Origin of the sequence: Desulfobulbus rhabdoformis (assembly GCF_016919065.1) — a bacterium.
GTDB classification, from domain to species: domain Bacteria; phylum Desulfobacterota; class Desulfobulbia; order Desulfobulbales; family Desulfobulbaceae; genus Desulfobulbus; species Desulfobulbus rhabdoformis.
On sequence record NZ_JAFFQA010000047.1, the window covers coordinates 1 to 24249 of the forward strand.

15 protein-coding genes are annotated in these 24249 nt (G+C 48.8%); 11 read left to right on the forward strand and 4 right to left on the reverse strand.

The window, feature by feature from the left end:
• Positions 1 to 925: 925 nt before the first annotated feature.
• From JWJ90_RS18775 to JWJ90_RS18795, 5 genes are all read left to right on the forward strand, one after another.
• Complete coding sequence (locus JWJ90_RS18775; RefSeq protein WP_205228766.1) at positions 926 to 1390, forward strand: ASCH domain-containing protein; 465 nt, start codon at positions 926 to 928, stop codon at positions 1388 to 1390.
• Positions 1387 to 2421, forward strand: coding sequence for a tyrosine-type recombinase/integrase (locus JWJ90_RS18780; RefSeq protein ID WP_205228768.1), 1035 nt, complete (start codon positions 1387 to 1389; stop codon positions 2419 to 2421). Before JWJ90_RS18775 ends, JWJ90_RS18780 begins: the two co-directional genes overlap by 4 nt.
• 605 nt (positions 2422 to 3026) lie before the next feature.
• Entirely contained in the window at positions 3027 to 4832 is a 1806-nt protein-coding gene (locus JWJ90_RS18785; RefSeq protein WP_205228770.1) for an ABC transporter ATP-binding protein, read from the forward strand.
• A 2-nt stretch (positions 4833 to 4834) separates the two neighbouring features.
• A complete protein-coding gene (locus tag JWJ90_RS18790; protein ID WP_205228772.1) occupies positions 4835 to 6580 on the forward strand; it encodes an ABC transporter ATP-binding protein in 1746 nt (581 codons plus the stop codon).
• 20 nt (positions 6581 to 6600) lie between these two features.
• On the forward strand, positions 6601 to 8763 hold the full coding sequence (locus tag JWJ90_RS18795; protein ID WP_205228774.1) for a TonB-dependent receptor: 2163 nt from the start codon (positions 6601 to 6603) through the stop codon (positions 8761 to 8763).
• Positions 8764 to 9084: 321 nt separating this feature from the next.
• Here the strand turns inward: JWJ90_RS18795 and JWJ90_RS18800 are convergent, their stop codons facing one another.
• Positions 9085 to 9906, reverse strand: coding sequence for a class I SAM-dependent methyltransferase (locus JWJ90_RS18800; protein WP_205228776.1), 822 nt, complete (start codon positions 9904 to 9906; stop codon positions 9085 to 9087).
• A 261-nt stretch (positions 9907 to 10167) separates the two neighbouring features.
• Between JWJ90_RS18800 and JWJ90_RS18805 the strand changes: the two genes are divergently transcribed.
• The 5 genes from JWJ90_RS18805 (at position 10168) to JWJ90_RS18825 (ending at position 17403) form a co-directional block, all read left to right on the forward strand.
• Positions 10168 to 10974 (forward strand): outer membrane lipoprotein-sorting protein, encoded by an 807-nt coding sequence (locus tag JWJ90_RS18805; RefSeq protein ID WP_205228778.1) that lies wholly within the window; start codon positions 10168 to 10170, stop codon positions 10972 to 10974.
• Positions 10971 to 12242: a DUF1302 family protein gene (locus tag JWJ90_RS18810; protein WP_205228780.1), complete on the forward strand. Its 1272-nt coding sequence runs from the start codon at positions 10971 to 10973 to the stop codon at positions 12240 to 12242. The genes JWJ90_RS18805 and JWJ90_RS18810 overlap by 4 nt, the downstream gene beginning before the upstream one ends.
• A 436-nt stretch (positions 12243 to 12678) precedes the next feature.
• The gene (locus JWJ90_RS18815; RefSeq protein ID WP_205228781.1) at positions 12679 to 15039 is read left to right on the forward strand and encodes an efflux RND transporter permease subunit; all 2361 of its coding nucleotides are present in this window, start codon (positions 12679 to 12681) and stop codon (positions 15037 to 15039) included.
• A 137-nt stretch (positions 15040 to 15176) separates the two neighbouring features.
• Complete coding sequence (locus JWJ90_RS23765) at positions 15177 to 16265, forward strand: methyltransferase (RefSeq protein WP_205228782.1); 1089 nt, start codon at positions 15177 to 15179, stop codon at positions 16263 to 16265.
• 325 nt (positions 16266 to 16590) lie between these two features.
• Positions 16591 to 17403 carry a class I SAM-dependent methyltransferase gene (locus tag JWJ90_RS18825; RefSeq protein WP_205228783.1) on the forward strand — a complete coding sequence of 271 codons (813 nt, stop codon included), beginning with the start codon at positions 16591 to 16593 and terminating at the stop codon, positions 17401 to 17403.
• Positions 17404 to 17449: 46 nt separating this feature from the next.
• Here JWJ90_RS18825 and JWJ90_RS23770 read toward each other — a convergent pair whose 3' ends face one another.
• From JWJ90_RS23770 to JWJ90_RS18840, 3 genes are all read right to left on the reverse strand, one after another.
• The gene (locus tag JWJ90_RS23770; RefSeq protein ID WP_205228784.1) at positions 17450 to 18229 is read right to left on the reverse strand and encodes a helix-turn-helix domain-containing protein; all 780 of its coding nucleotides are present in this window, start codon (positions 18227 to 18229) and stop codon (positions 17450 to 17452) included.
• A 769-nt stretch (positions 18230 to 18998) separates the two neighbouring features.
• Positions 18999 to 22334: an ABC transporter permease gene (locus tag JWJ90_RS18835; protein ID WP_205228785.1), complete on the reverse strand. Its 3336-nt coding sequence runs from the start codon at positions 22332 to 22334 to the stop codon at positions 18999 to 19001.
• A gap of 18 nt (positions 22335 to 22352) precedes the next feature.
• Positions 22353 to 23234, reverse strand: a complete 882-nt coding sequence (locus JWJ90_RS18840; protein WP_205228786.1) for an ABC transporter ATP-binding protein — start codon at positions 23232 to 23234, stop codon at positions 22353 to 22355.
• Between the two features lie 374 nt (positions 23235 to 23608).
• Between JWJ90_RS18840 and JWJ90_RS18845 the strand changes: the two genes are divergently transcribed.
• Positions 23609 to 24223 (forward strand): LysE family translocator, encoded by a 615-nt coding sequence (locus JWJ90_RS18845; RefSeq protein WP_205228798.1) that lies wholly within the window; start codon positions 23609 to 23611, stop codon positions 24221 to 24223.
• Positions 24224 to 24249 lie beyond the last annotated feature (26 nt).

Below are 24249 nucleotides of genomic sequence, written 5' to 3' on the forward strand. Positions count from 1 at the left end.
GGCCATTAGGTTGTCGCCATTGCCACCGCTGGCAGAGAATTTTTGAGATCGCCGTGCGCCCCTTATCCCAATGGTCGGCAGTGATCTGACGAATTTCATCCAGATCGTGCTGGTTGAGGTGGCGACCTCGAATTTTGTACATAGGTGCTGTGATTTCCATAACAGCACCGTAGCAAATACTGGCTTACGACGCCAGCGAAAAAATTAGACCCCGTGATCGGTTACCATTATTCGAATTCATTGAACACAATCATTATCAATTCTCATATTTTACCGCATTTCCAAAACAAGCTCAGCTTATCGCATTCGCCAATGATTTTGGATTTTTTGAGATCGAGAATGATGATTCACCCGATGAACTTGCTCTCTGTAAGAGATTTCAATATTCAACGGAAGAAGCCGAAAAACAATCCTCCTTGGAGTTCCATATTAATTTTGGCCCAAGAATTACGAGTTTCAAAAACAATGCATCCTTCGTTGTGCCTATTAAGCCGGAATATCACCTGACCTTGTTCCCTGAATTGGGGCCAATGCAAACAAGCATTGCGCCTGTGCCATTAAAACCGTGTGGGAATGCAATCCGGAAGGCGTATATCTGTAAGGCCTCGACGAAGAAAATTTCCGTCGGGGATAACCTTTTTTTCTATAGGTCCCGAGACATCTCCGCCATCACCTGCATAGGGATTGTAGAGAATATCATTCGCTCCAAAGATGCTTCTGAAATCGCTCGGTTTGTGGGCAAGAGGACGGTGTATCCTTTTGACGAAATAGTAGAAATGTGTAATTCAAAAGAGGTGTTAGCTTTACTTTTCAGAATGGTAAAGGCAACTGGCCCTCCCTATATTCGCCTGCCAACACTTAGAAAAAATGGTATATTAAATGCGCAACCACAATCTATTACTGAACTTAGCGCAACGGCAATACAATGGATAAGGCTACACGTAGCGATGTAATCATGATTTCGATTCATCCCAAATTCGCCCATGCAATATTCAGGGGGGAAAAAAAGGTAGAATTTCGGAAGCTCAATATTCCGCGTCATGTCGAACACGTTGTGATGTATGTGACCGCTCCTGAAGGGAAAATTGCCGGTTATTTTAGCGTGAAAGATGTGATCGAAGCAAATCCGTCCGAGCTCTGGAGAAAATTCAAAAAGGTGTCCGGCACAACTGAAGATTTTTTCTTTGGGTATTATGGAAACCAGGATGCTGGCCTGGGGCTTCTTGTGGATCGAGTGGAAGTGTTTAAGAATCCGATAGCGCTCGATCAGATTGCGACCGGGTGTCGCCCCCCCCAATCCTTTACATACGTCGATAACAATCTCTGGAAGGCGTTAAAGAGAAGGAAAAAACACACAAAAGCTCGATCTTTAGAAAAAAGCGAACTGTGAGTGTTCGCCCCCATCCCACCAAATCCAAAAGTGAACCTGGGAAATGGTGGGTCATTGACATCGGACGTGGAAAGCAACGGGAACGTATTACCTTCAATGGTTCTTATGAGGAGGCCTGGAGGTACGAGCGATCCATACGGCAGCAACCCGATCACGTAGTCGAGGGATCCGTTCCAAAAATAAAGGATATGGTTGCCGTGTTCCTCGAGTGGTACCGTACGGAAAATTCAATCAATACTGTCAATGACATGCGTTTTTGCCTGGATAACCATATTGTTCCATGGTTCGGTAATTTTCAGCCAAAACAGTTGACCATCGCCCTGTTCAATAAATTCAAGGCGGATCTGCTCGAGCGGAATTTGGCCCCAGTCACGATCAATAAAAACCTGAGTTATCTCTCCAGCCTGTTGAAATGGGCTGCAGAGCATGGATACTGCCAGCCGTTGGCGTTCACCATTCCACGATTTTCCAAAAAGAAAACGACAGCTGAGCCGGTTCAGCCTTTGACTCGCCGCCAGGTGGACAAATTGTATGAATGCCTGGATCCAGAGTATCGGCTTATTTTTCTATTGATGGCGGACCATGGGCTCCGAAAGGAAGAAGCACTGAACTTGCGGGTTGAAGATATCGACGAAGCCCGTAAGACAATCCGAGTTTATGGGAAGGGGAGCAAGTACAGAATCGTCCCTTTCCTGTCCATCAGGTTTGAAGAGGTATTAAACAAGGTCCTATCGGAACGGCTTGAAGGCTATCTGATCGTCAACCCTACAACCGGCAAACCATATTATTCAATCCGGAAAGGGTTGATTCGAGCAACGAAAAAGGCGGGACTGAGTCGGCAAGTATACCATCATTTGTTGCGGCATACTTTTGGATCCCTTGCAGCCGAGGCCGGGATGAACCCTTACGCGTTACAACGGATAATGGGGCACAGCAATATAGAGACAACGAACAAAATCTACACCCATGTCGGGCTCGATTTTGTCGGCGAAGAGGCCCGTAAAATCCGTGAGCAAGGGGGAGGGCGGTGACACTCCGTATCTGTGTTACCTTGTAACCATTTGAAATTAAAAACGATTAAAACGGATTTCTAATTCCTAATCCTGGTGTCGGAGGGGCGAAGCCTCTCTGGAACGCGAGAATATCAGGCGCTTACGGCTCATGGCTGTAAGTGCTTGTCTTGTTTTTGGTGATTTGTACAATTTCTGTACAACTTTTTTTTAAGGCTCCACGCCGCACACTCCTATCTGAAAAAATACCACCAGAGAAAATGGTACTCGTCTCATAACGACCAAACAGAAGTTGTTCCACCAGATCGAATACGGGCGGACTGCACTACCGCCACCCATGCCATAGAATTTGACTTCGGGAAGCAAGCTCAACAACAAGCCCTGCAAAGGCATGTATTTGTCACGAGTCAAGTTTTTGTGACACCTGAAGAGTCACAAACAATCCTTCCTTTTGTTCACATATCGACAATAATCGTTCCTTAATCGACAGCGCTTTTGCCTTTCGGGCGCTATGTTGCGCGCTTTGAAGTTAGATGTAGCTAATTTTTTTAATTAATATAAAAATATAAGCGCTAACTTTTTTTGCGGCTGAAAGTTGCTGCATAGTGCTTCAATCCGGGAACGCCATGCTCGAAAAAAAATCACAACAACGCAAAACCGGCTTGATCAGGCTTCTTGAGATTGCCGGCACCAAAAAGTGGTGGCTGATCGGCTCCATGTGCCTGGCCGTGTTAGGGGCCATTGCCCAGTTTGTACCCTATATTGCCATCTATAATATCATCTGCGAACTGGCCGCCCATGCCACATCTCTCCAGGACATCGACCAGAAGCTCATTTGGCACTGGGCATGGGTGAGTTTATGGTCGATTGTTATCTTTGGCGTGCTCACCTATACATCCGCCATGATGTCCCATATCGCCGCTTTTACCATCCTTTATGAAATGAGGGTGGCACTTGCCCGGAAGCTGGCCAATCTTCCCCTTGGTTATTTCAGCAAACGTTCCTCGGGTGAGCTGAAGAAAATCATGGCCGAAGATGTGGAACGCATCGAACTTTTTGTAGCCCATCATATCCCGGATCTCACCGCCGCCATGGTTTTTCCCCTGTTGGTGGTAACCTACCTTTTCTACATCGACTGGCGGCTGGCCCTGGTTGTTCTGGCTGTTTTTGCCGGGGCCATATCAATCCAGGCGGTGATGATGATGCGGCCTTCGCAAAAAAAACAGTATAAGGACTATCACGCAGCCCTCGGGCGGATGAATGGCAGTATTGTCGAGTATGTACGTGGCATCCAGGTGGTCAAGGTGTTCAGCCGCAGCCTGAACAGTTTTGAGCGACTCCAGCAGGATATTGAGAATTTCCGCGATTTTTGCGTGGTGATTACTCAAAAATTCGCCATGATCTACACCGGCTTTCTCACTCTGATTTCCTCGACCTTTGTCTTTCTTATTCCTGCCGCCATTGTACTGCTGCAACAGGCTCCCTCCTATGCCGATTATCTGCCCACGGTTCTTCTCTTTCTCATCCTGGGCGGTGGCGTATTTTTTCCTCTGCTAAAGCTCATGTTTCTTGCTGGTTTTTTAAATCAAAACACCCTGGGCATTGGCCTGATTGACGATATCCTGAACAGGACTGAAATCCCGGAGCCGGAGCAGCCGCTTAAGCCCAAGGGTGCGGATATTGTTTTTGAGAAGGTCACCTTTTCCTATGAGGATGATCCGGTAATAAAAAACATCACTTTTGTTGCTCCTGCAGGCAATGTTACCGCCGTGGTGGGGCCTTCCGGCGCTGGCAAGAGCACCGTCGGCATGCTCACAGCCAGGTTCTGGGATGTGGACAGCGGACGGATTCTTATCGGCGGTGCACCCATTACCTCTATCCGTAGTGCTGACCTCATGGCACATGTCGCCTTCGTCTTCCAGGACAACATGCTGTTTTTTGATACCATTGAGGAAAATATCCGCATGGGCAATGACAGAGTTTCCCATGAAGAGCTGATCGAAGCCTCCAAAGCCGCCCAGTGCCATGAATTTATAGAAGAGCTGGACCAGGGCTACCAAACCCTGGTCGGTGAAGGCGGCACCTACCTCTCCGGTGGTGAACAGCAACGTATTGCCCTTGCCAGAGCCATCTTAAAAGACGCTCCCATTGTCATTCTCGACGAGGCCACCGCCTATGCTGACCCGGAAAACGAGGGCAGAATTCTGGAGGCCTTTTCCCGCCTGATCAGCGGGAAGACGGTGCTGGTCATCGCCCATCGCCTCAGCACCATCACCAATGCCGATCAGATTCTGGTCATAGACCAGGGAGAGGTTGCAGAGCAGGGCAGGCATGAAGAACTACTTGCGCACCACGGAATATATGCCCGCATGTGGCAGACCTATACCCAATCGCGGGACTGGGTGCTGACCTCTCGCAGGGAGGATAATTGACTATGAATTATGTCGCTTTAATGAAATCTGCCACCATGGGACGTCCGGAACGGCTACGCCCCCTGATTCTATGGACCGTCTTTGAATATTTTCTGCGGGGAGCACCTTACGGTATTCTGCTGCTTATCCTCTGGGAGCTGTTCAAGCCCCTGCAGCAGCCCGGCACTGCCCTTGATCTGCAGCGGATCTGGCTGGTTTATGCGCTGCTGCTCATCATGCTGGTGCTGCTCTTTGTGGTCAGCCGCAAGGCCTATTTCATTGCCTACAAGGATTCCTATGAGATTTGTGCAGATGGCCGGCTTGCCATTGCCGCCCATCTCAGAAAGCTCTCCATGGGGTTTTACAATACCCGCGATCCGGGGGATATCGGGGCCTATCTGGTTTCGGATTACGCCAATATCGAGCAGATGATATCCCATCTCTTCCCGCAAATCTGCGGGGCCATTGCCGCTCCGACCACCCTGATCCTCTGCCTGCTCTTTATCAACTGGAAGCTGGCCCTGGCCGCGGCTTTGGTTATCCCTCTTGCCTGGCCCGCAGCATGGATTTCCTTTCGCATTATTTTGTATTTCGGCAAGTGGCATCAGAAATACAAGGTGGCTGCTGCCTCACGCATGATCGAATACATTCAGACCATTCGCCTGATCAAGGCTTTTAACTTGAAAGGAGAAAAATTTGATCGCCTGGAGCAGTCTTTTCGTAATCTGAAGATTTACAGCATACGCCTTGAAGCCTCGGTGGGGCCCACGGTACTGTTCTCCGCCTTTATCCTCCATGGTGGTCTGGTGTTGATCATCCTTTTCGGGCTCACGCTTTTAATGGCTGGCGAACTCTCGCTGCCCTTTTACATTATGTTTCTCGTCCTGGGTGCCAGAATTTATGAACCGCTCTTAAACGCCCTGGTTTTCATGGCTGAGCTTCATTATTACAGCCTGGGAGTGGATCGAGTCGAAAACCTGCGAAAGACGGCCCCACTGCCAGCAGGTCAGAGTGACCTACAGATTAGAGGACACAACATCCGCTTTGACAAGGTCTCTTTCAGCTATAACACAAGGCGGGTTCTGAGCGAGATCGACTTGAATATCCCCGAACGCGCCCTGACCGCCCTGGTCGGGCCTTCCGGTTCAGGAAAAACAACCCTCACCCGTTTGATTGCCCGATTCTGGGATGTGGATCACGGACAAATCAGCCTGGATGGCCGCGATATCAGGGACTACAGCAACGAACAGCTGATGGCTAATCTCTCCATGGTTTTTCAGGACGTCTACCTCTTTAACGACACCATTCTCAACAATATCCGTATTGGCAAACCAGGGGCAAATCGCGAGGAAATCATCGCGGCTGCCCAAAAAGCCTGCTGCCACAATTTTATCTCCGCTCTTCCCCTGGGGTACGACACCATGGTGGGCGAGAGCGGTAGCACTTTGTCCGGCGGGGAAAAGCAGCGGATCTCCATTGCCAGGGCGCTGTTAAAAGATGCACCGATCATTCTTCTCGATGAGGCCACTGCCGCCCTGGACCCGGAAAACGAAGTACATCTCCAGGCCGCCATTGATGAGCTGGTCTGCAATAAAACCGTGGTGGTCATTGCCCATCGCCTCAACACCATTGCCAGGGCGGATCAAATCGTAGTGCTTGAGCAGGGCCGCATTGTTGAGCTGGGCAAACACGATGATCTGCTGCAGAAAAACGGGCTCTATACTGCACTCTGGAATGAACAACAACGTATGAAGGGATGGAAATTTTAACCCGAAAAAAGGAGAAAAGAATGCAGGAGAGAGAACGGAAAAAATACCTGAAAAAAATTCTGCTGTTGTCATGCTGCATCGGCTGCAACATGCCTTTGCTGGCTGAGGAGGTCACGGCCGCAATGGATGCAGAAAACGAGCAGGCCACGAAGATGGGAACCATCACCGTTACAGCCAACAAGGTAGAGGAAGACATCCAGGACGTGCCCCAGAGTATTTCGGTGCTGGGGGAGGTGATACTGGAGGAAAAGGGCATCAGCGATGTCGGTGGAGTTATCCAAGAAATCCCCAATATGATGTCATCCAAAGGTATGCATGGCAATGCGGTGAGTTTCAGGGGGCTGAACCCCTCCACGTTTACCAACAGCAACCCCGTGGTCATTTATATTGACGGTGTGCCCATCATCAACCGCTACGGTTTTGATGCCTCCCTGGCCAATGTGGAGCGGGTCGAGGTGCTGCGCGGTCCCCAGGGAACCCTGTACGGTAAAGATGCCATTGGCGGAGTTATCAACATCGTCACCAAAGATCCGGAAAATGACTGGCATGGTATCCTCGGTGCCGAGTACGGCAGTTACAATTATATGCAGGGAACCTTTAATCTCAGCGGCGGTTTGGTTGAGGACAAGCTTTTTATGGGGATTAATGGCAAGTACCGGCAGGATGACGGCTGGATAGAAAATACCTATCCCGGTATGGGGTCAGATGGGAACGACACCGATAACCTGCAGTTAAACGGCTTTTTCCTGTACACACCTACAGACCGTTTTACAGCAAGGTTCTCCTTAGCGTTGGACAACAAATCAGACGGTTGGTTGAATGGCTATGCACTTCCCGTGGGACAGAATTTCAGCGATTTCAACAGGGACGATGCCGAAGATGTCAGCTTTGACAAGCCTACCTATATCGACACAGATAGCCTCTCTCAAAGTTTACAACTGAGCTATGCTTTTGACGCCCTGACCTTCAACTCAACAACCACTCACCTTAATCAGGATGTTGAGGGGGAGTATGATGCTGATTTCATGTCCGGTACTTACTATGACGATCTGGTGCAGTTTAATTACAGTGAACTTGACGCTTATAGCCAGGAGCTTCGTTTAACCAGTAATAACGAGACAGGAATTCGCTGGGTTGGGGGCTTATTTTTTGATACCGAAAATTTTGAGTCCGGTCCTTATGGCCAGCAGTTCCCCTATTATGACGAGTCCAACACCTTTTACGGCAACTATGAATACAATGCCATCTCTGAAACCGATACCTATACCTATGCTGCATTCGGGCAGGCCATGGTACCGATGGGAGAGCGTTTTGAGCTGACCCTTGGCGGCAGGTATCAGCATATTGACAAGAGTATCGACCTGGATATGTATGCCCTGCCGGTGGGGACGGCCGGCGCGCCATCATATTCCTACTCGGGGGAGAAGAACTGGGATGTTTTCCTGCCCAAGGCAGCCCTTTCTTACAGGATCAACGACAACTGGAAGGCCTATGTCTCCTATTCTCAAGGCTACATGCCCGGCGGGTTTAATTTCTTTGCCACTTCCGGTACCGCCGAAGAAAACAGCTTTGAACCGGAAAAGACTGCGAATTACGAGATTGGCATCAAGGGCAGCCTGAACCGGCTCCGTATCTCAGTGGCCCTGTTTTACATGGATATTGAGGATATCCACGTCTACAAGTCCAGTGCTCCTGGCATTTATTTGACGGATAATGCCGACAGTGCGCATTCCCAGGGCATTGAAATTGATATGGCCTATCAGCTGACTGACAGTATTGAGCTGAGCGCAGCACTTGGCCTTGTTGAGGCAGAATACGATAGCTATGATGCCGGTGGCGGTGTCATCTTTGATGGAGAGGATATCGAGAAAACACCTTCGTATACCGCAAATGCCGGTATTTCGTGGAGAAGCCCCCGCGGTTTTTACGCTAGGGCAGACCTGCGGGCAGCCGGAGAGACCTCTTTCTATGATGACCTGAACAAGACTTTTGTTGAAGATGACGCGTACATCACCGTTAATGCCAAAGTAGGTTATCAGGCCGGTCTCTGGGACTTTTATGTCTATGGCAAAAACCTGACCGATGAAGAGTATATCGAGTCGTACCTCTCAAACGCCGGCTTTGCTCTGGCAGAATTCGGCGATCCTCTGACCATCGGTGCAGGAATTCGTTACCGGTTTTAAGTGTATTTCCAACCTGTTCAAAAAAGAGAAAAATGAAGAAGCGTACTTTCTTATTCCTGTTTGTTGTTATGCTGGCATCCACGGCCTAGGCCTACTCGGATTAACTGCTTTGAATCCCATGCCCATAAACTGGGGCATGCCATGGCCCCCCTGTGGGGGCCATCTTCATTCCAGAGGTGAACAAGGACCACCTCTTGTTCCTGTGTGCTCTGGAAGCCGGCTGCAATCAATGCTCTGTCAGCTTCCGCTTCATACCAAGCGTTACCGCGCTGAAGAGAAATCCGGTGGTGGCATCTGGTGGATAGCTTTTTTTGTGTTCCATCAGACCATGCGTATATGCGCCAATGACGCCATGCCAAGCAGATCAGCAATATTCAAACCCAGCCATTCAGAAAACGATACACCTTTCTTCATCCCCTGATAAAAGGGATGCGCGCTGATTACTTTTATTCTGGGATCCCACTGTTCCATAGTTTTGGGTTGTTTAACGCCCCAGGGATTTGCGGGCATTTTGGCGTCCATGCCGCCTGACTTGAGTATTTTTTTTCTGGCGATTTTGAGCCCAAGCGGGGAGAGGGTGTCAAAATAAAAGTCGCAACTGCCGAAGTGGTCGGCCATGGCAATGAAAAAATCTCTTATTTGCGCCTCTTCAAAGTAGCAGAACACCCCGCCAGCGATGCAGAACAGACCGTCATGCACTTCTATCTGTTCATACCAGTCTCTCTCCAAAAATGACCGGGCTATCATCTTGCGGCGCGGGTTCTCCTCGAAAAAAATTTTTCGTAATTCAATCACATCAGGTAGGTCCAATTCATAAAACAGGATCTCTCCGTTATCCACCCGCTCAAAGACCGTATCCAGGCCGCAGCCGATATTGATGATAGTGGCGCGTGGATGCTCTTTAATGAACTGCGAGACCACCTGGTCTATTCGCAGGCTCCGTACAACCCAGCCAAGCTGGCTCACCGGATTGAGATTTTTGGTGATCACTGAAAAATCATAGTCCAGCCGGTCCATGATCTCCACGGCCTTGTTGTCGATCATGCGCGGTTTTTCTTTCCCCGTTTCCATCGCTCTGCCCCATAAAGGCAGCAGCAGGGTCTCCTGAACATTGCCGGTACTGATAGTTATTTTTTCACTCATGTGCTTTTCTTTTTTGTCCTCTTCATTGTTTTTCTGCTTCCGAGCATACAAAGGAGAAAATACCATCAAAACTTTTATTTTGCTGTTGACTGCCGAATAAAATCTGTTGATTGCGGAATAATCTGCTGTTTCCTGCCCGAGGCTATATTTCTTTTCCTTAAACAATAATAAAAGTTCTGCCATCGATAGACGGAACAGTCTGGCTGGTGTTACTTTTCTCGTTAAGAAAAGAACACTATTTATCTTCATAACAGGAAAATTATGCAGCAAATCATACAGAAACTTCCCTCGGTACAGGCTTTTTTATTTCTTTTACTGATGAGCTTTATCCCTCCGCCTGGGCATGCAGATACAACTCCCACCGGGCTTGCTATCATGACACGGGTGGATGACAGGCCCGACGGGGAGGATAGAAAATCGCTGATGACCATGACTTTGATCAATAAAAATGGGCGGAAACGGATCAGGGAAGTCAGGAATTTCTCGAAGGATTTTGGCAAAGATAAAAAGTCTGTCATGGTTTTTCTTAAACCGGCTGATGTGAAGGAGACAGCGTTTCTTTCCTGGGAATATGACGATCCCTCCCGCGAAGATGACAAATGGCTGTATATGCCAGCCCTGAAGAAAGTGCGCCGCATTAGCGGATCTTCCAAAAACGAATATTTCATGGGAAGCGATTTTACCTACGACGACATGGGGGATCGGAATGTCGAGGAAGATACCCATACCCTGCTTGCAGAAGAGAGCGTGGATGGCCATGACTGTTGGAAGGTCGAGTCAATTCCTGTTGATCCTGAGGACATGTATACCCGTAAGATCCTGTGGATAAATAAAGATGCCGATATGATCGTCAAGGCGGAATACTACGACAAGGACGGCCTGCTGAAAATATATAGGGCGCTTGATTTCATCCAGCAGGACGGTTTCTGGACCCTGCTGAAATCTGAGATGGACGATGTGGTTCGCCAACATAAAACTGTGATGGAGATGGCGAAAACTGAATATGACACAGGTGTCAAAGATAGCCTGTTCCGGGTTTCGACCATCCAGCGGGGCAATATCCGTTGAGGCATTTTGTATTTGCCCTGCTCATCGTGTTGCCTTCCGTTGACGCGGTGATGCCTGGTCATCAGGCCAGGGCAGAAGAAAGCGACCAGCTTTGGCTGGCACCTTTTTCCCTGACAGGTTGGGCAGAAACCATTCAGTCGCTACGTACCCATTCGCCAAATGATGTGCTGACCTCGCGGGCACGGCTTCGTCTGGAAATGACTGCCGATTTCAACATGCTTTACGCTTTTGTTTCCGGCGATGCTGAAAAAAACTGGCAGATTGAAGATGAATCAGGCCTTGATCTGCAGGAGGCCTGGCTGGAACACGCCGCTGATCGCTGGGACCTGCGCATCGGCAGGCAGATCATTATCTGGGGAAAGGCCGATGGCGTGCAAATCACCGATATTATCTCGCCGCCTGATTATAGCGAATCCATAACCCGTGACCTTGATGAAATCCGTATGCCGGTGAATGCCGTCAAGTTCAGATTGCTGGGCGATGCAATCACCACTGAGTTTATCTGGATTCCTGTGTTTGAAGCTGCAGTCCAGCCAACTGGCGATAACCCATGGGCGGTAAGTAGTGAAAGAGCAGAAAACGAGCAGGTCGCTATGGCTGAGACCATTGAGCCGAGCACTTCGCTTGAAAACAGTGAGGTCGCGGTAAAAGTCGCGGCCTGGCTGTCGGGGCTCGATCTGGCTGCATCCCTGTTCTATACCTGGGACGACAACCCGACCTATCATCGCAGCACCTACTCTACAGATGATGTGCTCCATATCGATTATAGCCCCAAACATCATCGACTCATCGTAATCGGGCTGGAGTGTTCACGCCCCTGGTCTGATTTCGTTTTCCGGGCAGAGGCCGCCTATTATGTGGGGAAATATCACGAGACAGACAGTCCAACCATTGATCCATTGAAAAAAGATCTTTTCAAATGGCTGGGCGGAGTCGACTGGACACCGGGAAACAATTGGAGCGTTACAGCCCAGCTCACCGGCGATGTTATTGTGAATTACGATGCAGCGCTTGCGGATGAGGAAATGGAGAGCATGGTCACGCTGAACATCTCCAAGGAGCTGTTTAATCAGACACTGACCGTATCGGGCATGCTCTATTTCGATCTCAATGAAGGGGAAAGCTATTTTCGTCCCAAGGCGGATTACGCCATGACAGACGCACTGCACCTGCTCTTTGGTGCAGATATTTTCTGTGGTGACGAGGGGAATTTTGGCAAATACGAGAACAATTCCCAGGTGTGGATCAAGATAAAATACAGTTTTTAGCTTCTCACCTGAATCCGTGACGGCGGATGGTCTCTGAACAACGTATCCTATTAATGGGACAAAGATTTTTAAATGAATTCATTTGTTGTTCAGCTTTACCCGTCGCCCCTTGGGGCCTCCATCAGCACGCCACCTTCATTGTCTGCAACATACCGATAAAGTGTACTTTAGGGAATCTTGAATAATTGCTTTTTCTTCCAATCCCCCGGAGTCTGGCGCTTACCTCGTCACGCTTAAAATTTTATCCTCGGAGGTAAGCGAAGACTCCGATATCACATATATGCCTGCGGTAAAATTTTGCGCAATCCTTGGCCTTGATTGAAAAATCTAATTATTCAAGACACCCTTTAATCGGTACGTCACAAACAACGAAACTGGACGCACCGATGAATGCTCACGGATTCAGGCCTAAGTTACAAAAATATAGGAAGATAATATGCTAAATATAGAACGAATTAATACCTGTTTCAAAGGCATCGGTGAATCAATTCTGCGTTTCAGGTGGGTAAACCTTATTCTCTATGCCATCATTTTTATCACCGCAGTCGTTGGGCTGGGGCGTCTTGAAACCGAACTGGATATGGATAAATGGTTTTTGGAAGACGATGCAATGCTGGCGGTAAAAGACCGTTTTGAGGAGATCTTTGGTAACGATGATTTCTGCGCGGTCCTGGTGGAGGTGGACAATGTGTTTCGCCCGGAAGTCCTGACCAAGATCCGTGAGCTGGGGCAGGAATTACAGCAAAAGGTCCCCTATGCCGACGATCTGGTTTCCCTGACCGATTTTGAATTCACCTATGGAACAGAGGAAGGCATGGAGATTATCGACCTGGTACCTGATCCTGTTCCTACAGACAGGGCTGCTCTTGAGCGCATTAAATCCATGGCGCTCTCCAAGTCTTCCATGAAAAACCGTATTGTCTCTACCGATGGCAAAGAGACCTGGATCATGCTGCGCATGAAACCCATTCCCACAGAATGGAATAAGGAGACAGAAGAAAATCCCATAATGGCGGTCGGGCGTATTTTTAATGAGATCACAGCACAGCCCAAATATGCCATGCTGCATCCCAAGAATGCAGGTCTTCCCATTACCAATACAGATAAGATGGCCTTTTTCGGCAAGGAAACCCCGCGCCTGCTCGGTTTTTCCCTGCTTCTAACCATTGTGGTACTGGCTATTGCCCTGCGCAGTGTCCGGGGGGTGGTGTTCCCACTGGTTACGGCCATAAGTTCCCTGGTAATCGTTTTGGGCGTTCAAGGTTTTATGGGGATCAGCACTGATCCAAGCATGATTTTTCTTCCTGTCTTCCTCAGTCTGGCGGTTTCCATAGGATATTCGATCCATGTTTTTAATTATTTCAAACGCACCTTCTGGCAGACCGGCAAACGAAGAAAAGCTATTGTCCATGCCATTGAAGAGACGGGATGGCCCCTGTTTTTCAGTGCTCTCACCACAATGGCAGCACTGCTCTCCTTTATCTTCATTCCCCTGCGCCCCATTCGCTGGGTAGGAGGCACCGGTGCCTGCATGGTGGCGGTGACCTATGTACTGGTTATCGTTTTGCTGCCTTCGTTGTTGAGCTTTGGCAAGGATCGTGAGCCGCACCCGGTGTTTGTGGAAAAGGGAGGTAGATGGCTGGAACGCTTGATGGGCTATCTGGGAGGGCGGGTATTGCGTCGTCCCAGGACAAGTATCTCGGTTATGCTGGTCCTTGTGGCAATCTGTCTGGCAGGGATAACCCGTTTCGATGTTTCTTTTGATGTAAGGCGGACCTTTGGCCTTAAGGTGCCTTATGTCAACCGCCTCAACCATATCGGAGAATCCCAGGTGGGGTCCCTTTATTCCTATGACGTTGCCTTTGAATTCGACGAGCCGGGGGGAGCAAAAGATCCGGAAAATTTAAAAAAATTCGATCAATTAATCCAAGAAGTAAAAGAGCTGCGCCTGACCAAAAAGGTCAGCTCTCTGGTTGATATCGTCAAGGATATGAACCAGGTCCTCAATGCCGGTGATCCTGCTTATTACCGCATCCCGGAGAGCCGGGAAATGATCGCCCAGTTGCTCCTGCTCTATGAAAATGCCGGTGGTGTGGAAACGGAAAAATGGGTGGATTACGACTATCAGCGCCTGCGCCTGATGGTGGAAATGGGTGATTATAATTCCGGTGAGGCGAATCGGGAGCTTCGCCTCATACAGCAGCGTGGCAAAGAGCTGTTTCCTGATGCCCATGTGCTCCTGATTGGTTCTATTTCACAGTTTACGGTCATGCAGGATTATGTAACCAAAGGGCAGGTGAAGTCATTTTTTCTGGCGCTAGGTATTATTGCCCTGCTCATGGCCCTGGTCTTTGGCAGCCTGAAAACCGGCCTGATCGGTATGATTCCAAATATAGCCCCGGCCATTTCCGTAGGAGGTATCATGGGCTTTGCGGGCATTCCCCTGGACATGATGACCGTGACCATTATTCCCATGCTTCTTGGCCTGGCCGTGGATGATACCATCCATTTTATCAATCACAGCCAGCTGGAGTTTTCGCGTACAGGCAGCTACGCCGAAAGTACACGCCGGGTCTTTGTTTCTGTGGGCTCAGCCCTCTTTCTCACCTCCACGGTATTGATCCTCTGTTTCTCTGCCTATCTGATTTCAGCGGCAAAGGTATTTGTCAATATGGGCTATCTGGTTTCCATTGGTATCCTGGCAGCCCTCTTGACCGACTACTTTATCACACCGGTTCTGTTGCACTGGCTGCAACCCTTTGGTCAGGACACCCTCATGATTGATAAGAGGGAGTAGTTTGCAGGAATATATCGAAGCTTATGCAGATTGTCTGGAAATTTACCAAGGTGGAGACCTTTGCCATTGCAGTGAATGACTAGCTAGTGTTTCCAGACGCGAGGAACATGCCATTGAAAGCATTGGGGAAACCGTGCGTGAATGAAACGGAAATCGCCAGTTATTTCGATTTTACCAAAAAAACAGAGCAGACAGGAGTCAAAATGAATGTCCCAACATTACAAGCACCATACAGTACAATCAACAATCTCTTGTATCTCAGCTATCTGCCAAAAGTGATCAATGCGGCAGTGGAGGCGCAATTCTTTGAGATACTCTCAGGAAAACCCCGCTCATTTGATGATATTTCCCAAAAAGCAGGGACTAAAAAGCCTGTGACGAAAGCGATTCTCGGTGTATTGGAAAAAATCGGACTGATCTCCACCACTGATGATACCTGCAGCCTGACTCCTCTTGCCAGCGATTATCTGGTTGCTGGGTCCGAGGCCAACCAGCTTGCAGCCATTGGAAAATTTTCCGGAAGCAGTGGCCCTTTTGATAACCTGGCTGGAGCACTCAAGGGTGAGGCTTCGCGATTTGATGAAAAAATGTGGAGCAGCAAAGAGGCCTGCATGAATATGGAACAGGGCATGAAAGCCGGTGGATTACAGAATGTTCTCGCCTTTATCAAAGCGCTCCCTGAATTTTTCCGGTGCACGAAAATGTGCGATTTTGCAGGCAATATCGGCTATTATTCCTACGTCTTTTTGCAGGAAAACCCGAATCTTGAATCCCATGTATATGATTTGCCTGCAGTGTGCGAAAACGCCAGGGAATTGAAACAAAACGAGCCTGATTTTGACCGGGTCACCTATCATGGCATAGATATCAAAAAAGGAGATTCCTTTGGCGATGGCTACGACTTTTTCTACACCTCCCATTTTCTTTATGAATACGGGGCAAACGGTAGTCTGGTCGATTTTTTAAAAAGAGTGAATGCCGCCATGAAGCCGGGCGGCCTGCTGGTGTCCAATCATGTCTGCGACAAGGCCTGTGACCGGGAAAGCGAAATCATCCTTGCGCTGATTGAGCTGCAAACCAGAGTCATGGGATATCCAACCCACGCGCTCCCGGAGCAGACATTAAAACAGGCACTGACTGAGGCTGGTTTTGACAACTTTACCACACAGCTACCCGACGAGAATAATGCCTTTCCTACCTTGCTGCTGGCTGCGCGGAAAAGCTAACCCCAAGCTATCTCTATCACACAAGGGCATCTTGAATAATTGCTTTTTCTGCCAATCCCGCGGAGTCTACGCTTACCTGGCCTTGATTGAAAAATCTAATTATTCAAGACACCCGCAAGTTTCACATCATCTGGGCGGTCTGGCGAACGCACCCGAAAAAGGAGGCGAACCTCGCTTTTAAAAACCGATTCCTTTTTTCACCCCGGGGCAATTTTTGTTCATCGTGCGACAGCATTTCTTTATTGGCTTTGGGATACTATGCCTTCAAATTCCTTCAATGATCTGTTTTTGCTGAACCCAATAATCAGCGCACAAAAGGGAAAAAATGAATCAACAATTAACCGGAGTTCCGGAAACATTACTTATCCCGCTATGGGCAAGGGCGGTTGAAACTGAAAAGGAACAGCCGATCATACGTGATCCTAAAGCCATGGAAATGGTGGCGCGAATTGACTACGATTTTTCCAAATTTGAGAAGGTTTGGTTGTCACAGCTTGGTGTTGCCATTCGCACCATGTTGCTGGACAAAGAAACCGGGAATTATCTGCAACTCAATCCGGGGGCCGTGGTGATCAATCTGGGTGCCGGGCTTGATACCAGGGCAGAACGATTCAAGGATCAGGTGCATTGCTGGTATGATCTTGATTTACCGGAAGTCATTGAGCTGCGGCGACAATTTTTCAGCGAGGACGAAAGGCACAAACTGATTGCTGCCTCCGCCTTTGATTTCTCCTGGCTTGATCAGGTTGATTGTGGAGATAAACCCGTTCTCCTCTTGTCCGAAGGCATGCTTATGTACTTTGATGAACGGGAAGTGCGCAAGCTGTTTCTAGAGCTGGCTGCCCGGCTTCCGGGGAGCGAAATGTTGTTTGAAGCCCTTGCTCCTCTTGGGGTGGGTAGAAGCAAGCATCATGACGCGGTGAGTAAGATGGAAAGTGCAGCGGAATTTAAATGGGGGCCCAAAGACTGCCGCGAGGTGGAATCATGGACTTCCGGGATACAGTATATCGAAGAATGGAACTATTTTGACTATCACAAGGATCGCTGGAAATGGTTTGGTCGGATTGCCCGACTCCCCCTGTTAAAACCAAAATTTTCCAACAGGATCGTGCATGTAAAATTTACCCTGGATTCGTGAGCGGCCATGTCAATAGAGCTGGCCCCATGAGGGGATGCTTAGCATCTCAGGCAACTTTCAGTGAAGAACTCGGAGAGGTGCCAAACTGCCTTTTATAGGCTTGGGAAAAGTGGCTCACCGAGTCATATCCTACCTCAAGGGCCGTTTCAGTTACCGAGTAGCCGTCTTTTTGCAGCATGTTCTTTGCCTTGTTCAGGCGTTCAAGTCGTAAATATTGAAACACGGTCATGCCATAGACCTGCTTGAAGCAACGATTTAATTTAGGATGGGACATGCCAGCAGATCTGGCCAGTTCTTTAAGGCTGGGCGGGGTGTCCAGGTTGTTGATGAGCAGGTCGCGCACGCCCTGGATCTGTTTTTTGTCATGGGGATGCATAAGCGGGCAACCGTCGCATTTGGGTGGGCAATCACTGATTTGATGAAGGAGCAGTGAAAGCAATTCAAGTGCTTTGCTCTCCATAAATATTTTCCGGGTAAGACCGTTATGGGGGTAATCGATTATTTGCTGCATCACTTCTCGAATTGAAGGGGTAATGGCACTTTTATAGAGGAAACCTGACCCCGTATCCATCTTCATAACCCTGTGTATCAAGGCAGGCATGTTTTTCATATATTCCTCAAAGCAGCTTATGAAGGCATCCCGAGTAAGGGTTAGCGAGACATAGCGCATAGGAATATCATGCATGATCTTGCAGTAGGAGCATGGGGCGTTATGAAATCCAATGGCCTGATATTCCCCATAAAATTGCTGTATATCCTTGCATCCATTGAAGCGGACATAATAATTGCAGGAGAGGGTAAAGCTGAACTGAATAGTTGCTGGCACATTGTAGTCATTAAAGTGGATGTCACGATAAAAAGAGCAGTCAGACAGCCATAAATCAAAGCCTGGCCGTATCTTTATCCGTTTGAAAGTACCGCAACCAAGCTCATCAGGACAATGCCAGCACAGCTCATTTGGCTCAGGAAAAGAAGGGCTGAACACCTGATTCCCCTGATAGGTAATGAAATCATCAACACTAAATGAAAGAGAAATGGGGGTAAGTTTTTTATTTGGACACATAAATTTAATAAGCTATATTTAAGAAGTTTAGTCTTGCTTAAATTCATTACTCCGATCTTCTTATCCTGTCAACGAGTTCTTACCCAATCAAGATTTGTTCCTCTGCCGACAGCTTTTTTACAGGAAGCTGCTATCATTTTCAGAAGCTGTAGTTGCAGTACTGTACTGATCATTGGAAAGGCATCCTTTGCGCATTGGGGTACCTGGCGGGGCAGTGCCGGGCGTATCATCGGCCCAGGCACTGCGAAGGGTGAGTTCCTAACAAGGATTGCTTTTTGATCCGTTTTCAAAAAGTGAAGCAGAGGCCGAACAAACAATAGGGCATCTTGAATAATTGCTTTTTCTGCCAATCCCTGCGTCACGCTTAAAATTTTATCCTCGGAATATCAACTATATGCCTGCGGTAAAATTTTGCGCAATCCTTGGCCTTGATTGAAAAATCTAATTATTCAAGACACCCTAAAAGAGGCCCTGCAGGAGCAGGATTTTGTCAATAACCTGCTCTCTGCAGATAGTTCCATGCCTTCCTTCGTCAATGATTCCCGGTTAGCAGGCCTGGGGATGAAGTATGAGTGATGAAGGCTGCTTCTCCACCCCTGGTAAATAATGCCCGCAGCTGCGGTGTTATTTCATACTTTGCCTTCAGCTCCTCATAGAAATCGAGGAAGACCAGCGCTCCATCATTTCCCCTCACCCAATCGCCCACTGCCTTGTTGAAAGTGTCCTCTCCAATGCTTTTTGCCAGCCTGTACAGTGCCATGGTGCCCTTGTTGGGCTCAAGATAGTCGATATGATCGGCAAAGATGAGCGGAGGCTCCTGGTTGGGCTCATTGGTGCGATCCTTGCGATAGGTCTTGCGCATCTTGACAAAGAGTTCCTCAACCTGGGACTTGCCGATTTGGCTTTCCACCACCTGCAGGGCCAGCGCGGAAGGCAGGGCCGTCCAGAGCATATCAGCGCCCTGAACATCGGCAATAAAGCCGTTTGCGGCTAGCCACTGTCTGATCAGATCCCTGGCGAGAACGAACTGAATATAACCGCGGATCTCAGCCACATCACAGTCTGCGTACCAGCCCTCTTTTTCGGATAGGGCAATGGCACCAGCCATGGCATAGGAGTCCTCCTGGTACCAGGGGATCTCAGCAATTTGTAGCTGGGGATAAGGATAAACGCCGAGATGTTGGTTGATAAAGGCAAGACCTGCTTTGAGCCCGGCATCAAATTCCTTGAGATTATAGTCATGGCCAGGATGATGCAGCAGTGTAATTTCCACACCTTCCATGGTGCTTTGGTGGCTAATAAATCGGCCTGAGCCGATATAGGGCTGCACCATATTGGTGGCATCTACCTGAAAGTGGGAATAATTCCTGGAGCCCTCGTGCCATGAGCGGATCATTTTTCCTGGCGCAAAGGGCAACTGCAGGGCCGTGGTGCTCACCGTGATATTGGTCTTGCTTTCATCAACAGGAAGGCTCCAGGCAGAGACAAACCCGCTTTGCAGGCTAATACTATCATCAACGGGAGCAAGCCGTGAGGCCAGCTTGGGAAGCTTGTGAATAATCCTGTCGCGGTTATCCCGCAGTGTTTTCTCCTCATCAAAGCCGATGTAGGGAAGCGCTTTGGTGAAAAACAGGCCGTTTGCAGCAAGATCCGCCTGAGGCTCATCAGAGGTCTGCGGAAAGCCCTTATATTGGCGGCGGCCCTCAAGATACAGCGCTGCCCGTTGTCCTGATTGCAGTGGTTTTGACAAGCCATAGACGAACATGCCCAGTGCTTTGTCTCGTTGCAGCCGTTGCAGTGGCTCATGATTCAGGGTCAGCGTTTGTATTGTGCCATGGGCATCCACATTGAGATAAAGCCTGTCCACGGGCCTGTCAGACAGATTGGTCAGAGCAAGCGTTGCCGCATATTCCGCTTTTCTCTCTTCTGGATAGAGGTCAACGCGCAGCTCATATAGCTCCTGGGAGAACTGATTGCTGGCGGCAGGATTTTTGAACTGCTCTTCATAGCGTGCCGCTTCCAGATCGGCCTGATCAGATGGGATATAATTGCGCAGCGCATTGGCCTTGAGCACGATAACGCCCTGGAGCAGAAAGAAAATTAGTAAAGTGGCCAAGGCCATAGCCTTGGCCCGAAGTGGCAGTTCTCCACCGGTTATTCGTCGCAGGTCAAAAATGCGCTGCCCGGTTCCACGCCTCCAGAACTGAATACCGCTCAATACAAAAAATACCGCCAGAACAGCCCACATAACAAAAAACCAGAACGTGCTCTGTTCCCAGATGCCATAGCCCATTATTTCTGAGTAATCATCTCCTCCGGGGCTGAGCGCATAGCCAAAGCGAAGCTGTTCAATCATACCGATATCAAAACTGACAATCATAAAAATATAATAGCCGACAGCAACAATATGGGTCAGGTAGCGGTTGCCAAAGAGACTTGCCAGAAAAAAGACCAGTACAATATTGAGCACATAGGTGAGCCATCCAAATTTATAGCCAAAAATATCAGTGATATACAGGCCAAGGTTGATATCAAAAAATCCTTGAAGGAGCTGGGTGAGTACGCCGCCAAGAAATATCGTCAGTGCAAAGAGAAAGGCCGTGGCAAACATGGCAAGCAGTTTGGGAATCTGCAGAACCCAGGTTGGTGCGGGCGTGGCTCCGGTGATTTGCCAGAAGCCGGTGGTTCGTTCCTTGAAAAACAGCTCCCCGGCGTAGAGCATGAGGATGATCATAAAGACAAAACCATTGACCAGCCGGACATTGCACATTCCGGAGGTCAGCGGCATTTGATGGCCAATATAGTACGTGGAATTCCAGAACAGGTCCTGCATGAAGACTATGAAAACAAGAATGGCAAAGATAATCTTAAAAGACGTTGGCCTGATCACAGTGAGAAATTCCGTCAGGGCCAGACGAAGGATTTTATCGATATTGTCCCGGATAGAAAAATGGCAGCTTACCGCAGGGATTTGTTGTGGTTCTGGCAGGATATGCGTGCCTCTTTTATCTGTTTGATCAACTTGACGAGGCTGATCCGTTTTTACCGTACGTGTTTGAGCAGATGGTCTTTGGATAAACGCATGAAAGGAGAATTTTCTGTAGGCCAGATACAGGCCAATCAGGCCAAGTGACAACCATACTAGGCGATTCACCCAGAAGGAGGTGGTAAGGGGGAGAAAGGCCGTGTTTTTCATAGCCACCGGTAATTCATGTACCGCCAGCTTGGTATAGACATAGCCAAAAGGATCCATCACCTCCAGAAAGAAACGATGGGGCGAATTATCGCTCATCACCTCGCTGATACAAAAAAGGATGATGGCCGCGGTAACACCTATATAGGCTGACGACATCCTGCGGGTATACACCAGGCAGAAAAAGCAGATTGCGGTCAGCAAAAAGAGATTGGGAAGACAAAAGATCAAGTAGCCGTGGAGAAGCTGCAGCCAATGGGTGGGGCCAAAAAGATGCGCTGCACCCAAACCGGAATACCTGATCAGCACCATGCCAAGTGGATAGGCTGCAACCAGGAGGATATTGATGCAATAGGCCACCAGAAAATGGGACAGGAAAAAACGCTTTTCATCAAGTGGGCAGGCATAGACATAATCAGCAGATCCCTCCGCAATATCACGGTATAGGGTTGTGCCGCTGATCATTGCCACAATGGCGATTAATATCATTCCTCCGCCGGCCAGGCATTGGTAGAAAATGCCGGCTCCGTTCATGAGGGCCTCGTCGCTGGTGTAATAGTCATAGACACCGTAGGCATACCAGATGCCTTGGCCTGCAAGAATAAAGAGAATCAGATACGTAAGCGGGCTCTTGAACCGATATTTCAGTTCAAACCTGATAATATGTGGAATCACTGCGCGCTCCTCTGCTGTTCATTGTTGATTTGAGTTCGCGTTCAAGGTGTAGAAATAGGTGTCTTCCAGGCTTGGCTGTTTAGGCACAAACCCGTTTCCTGGATCGGCTTCGGAGCGAATAGTGATGTTAAGGGTGCCGAGGTGAAAATGGCTGGAGAGGAGATCGCAGCTCTGTTGGTAGCTGGCGAGTTCATCTTTCTCAATGGACCTGGTCCACAGCAGATCGTTTAAACTCTGCTCAAGTTCGGCCGGCGTGCCCACCCTGAGCACCCGACCACCGCCCAGGATTGCCATGTTGTTGCACAGGGTGCTGACATCCTCGACAATGTGGGTGGAGAGGATTACTACGGTGTGCTCTCCGATTTCCGAGAGCAGATTATAAAAGCGATTACGCTCCAGCGGGTCGAGTCCTGCGGTTGGTTCATCCACGATGATCAGCTCGGGGGAGCCGAGTAAAGCCTGGGCAATACCGAAACGCTGTTTCATCCCACCGGAAAATCCGCCAATTTTTCGTTTCCGTGCCTCCCACAGGTTTACCTTAAGCAGGAGTGCTTCAACCTGGGCAGCCCGTTCAGCCTTATTAGTTATTCCCTTTAAATCAGCAATGTAGAGGAGCAGCTCCTCAGCTGAGACCGAAGGATAGACTCCAAATTCCTGGGGCAGATAGCCTAGCCTTCTGCGCAGGGCATCAGGCCTGGCAAGGACATCTATGTCGTCAAAAGAAATGGTGCCGGAATCGGCATCCTGCAAAGTGGCGATGATACGCATCAGGGTGGATTTTCCGGCCCCGTTTTCACCGAGAAGGCCAAACATACCGGTGCCAATGGACAGGGAGACATCGTTAAGGGCATGTACTCCGTTTGTATAGGTTTTATTGAGGTGACTGATCTCAAGTTGCATAGTCTTGTTCCCCGCAGTGTGAATTCTTTTTGGATGTTCAGATGTTGAAGATGACAAATCCGCACCAAAATTGCTGTCGGTCGGGGAACAAAGACTATCCGAGAATGAACAAACTCCAGATGCAAAGACAGAAGTGGTCCCTCTTTTTGGACCACTTCTCTGGAGCAGCAGAATAAAGCACTTGCAGGTTATGACTGTAAGTGCTTTTTATGCTTTGTAAGCATATTGGAACCTTTTCCCTCCTCGCCCCTGGCGACTCTGTGTACATTTGCTGGTGTCTCGGAGGGCTCACGCGCGGGCTAGCAATTTCACTTCCTCCATTGCCATCAATGGAGTCCGTCTTTTTTCAATGCATGTACGCAAGGAATGCAGAAATAATGAGCACTGAATTTTTACTCACTTCGTTGGTTGTGGTTCTGATGCCTGGAACAGGCGTTTTATATACCGTTTCCGCAGGTCTTTTTAAGGGGAGGAGGGCGAGCATCGCGGCCTCATTAGGCTGTACAATGGGCATTGTGCCCCATTTATTGGCAAGTGTTCTTGGGTTGTCGGCGATTCTCCATGTGAGTTCGCTTGCCTTTCATACGGTCAAATATGTAGGTGTTGCCTATCTGCTCTATCTAGCTTGGTCCATGTGGCGGGAAACAGGTGCCTTGCAGCTGAGTTCGAAAGATTCGACTCAAAATCTGCAACAAATCGCCGTTCGGGCCTTTTTGATCAACATTCTCAATCCCAAGCTATCGATATTCTTTTTGGCGTTTCTTCCTCAATTTGTCTCTCCGCAAGCACATTCGCCGATTTTTCAAATGCTTGTATTGAGCTCAATTTTTATGGCCATGACATTCGTTATCTTCATCCTCTACGGCCTTTCAGCAAACTATGCGCGCAAATATGTGGTTAACTCGCTTAACGTGACGACCTGGTTGCAAAAGTCATTTGCCGCCATGTTTACCATGCTGGCCGCCAAGCTTGCGGTTACAGAGCAATAATAGGAGAAGGTAGGGGGCGTGTCGCA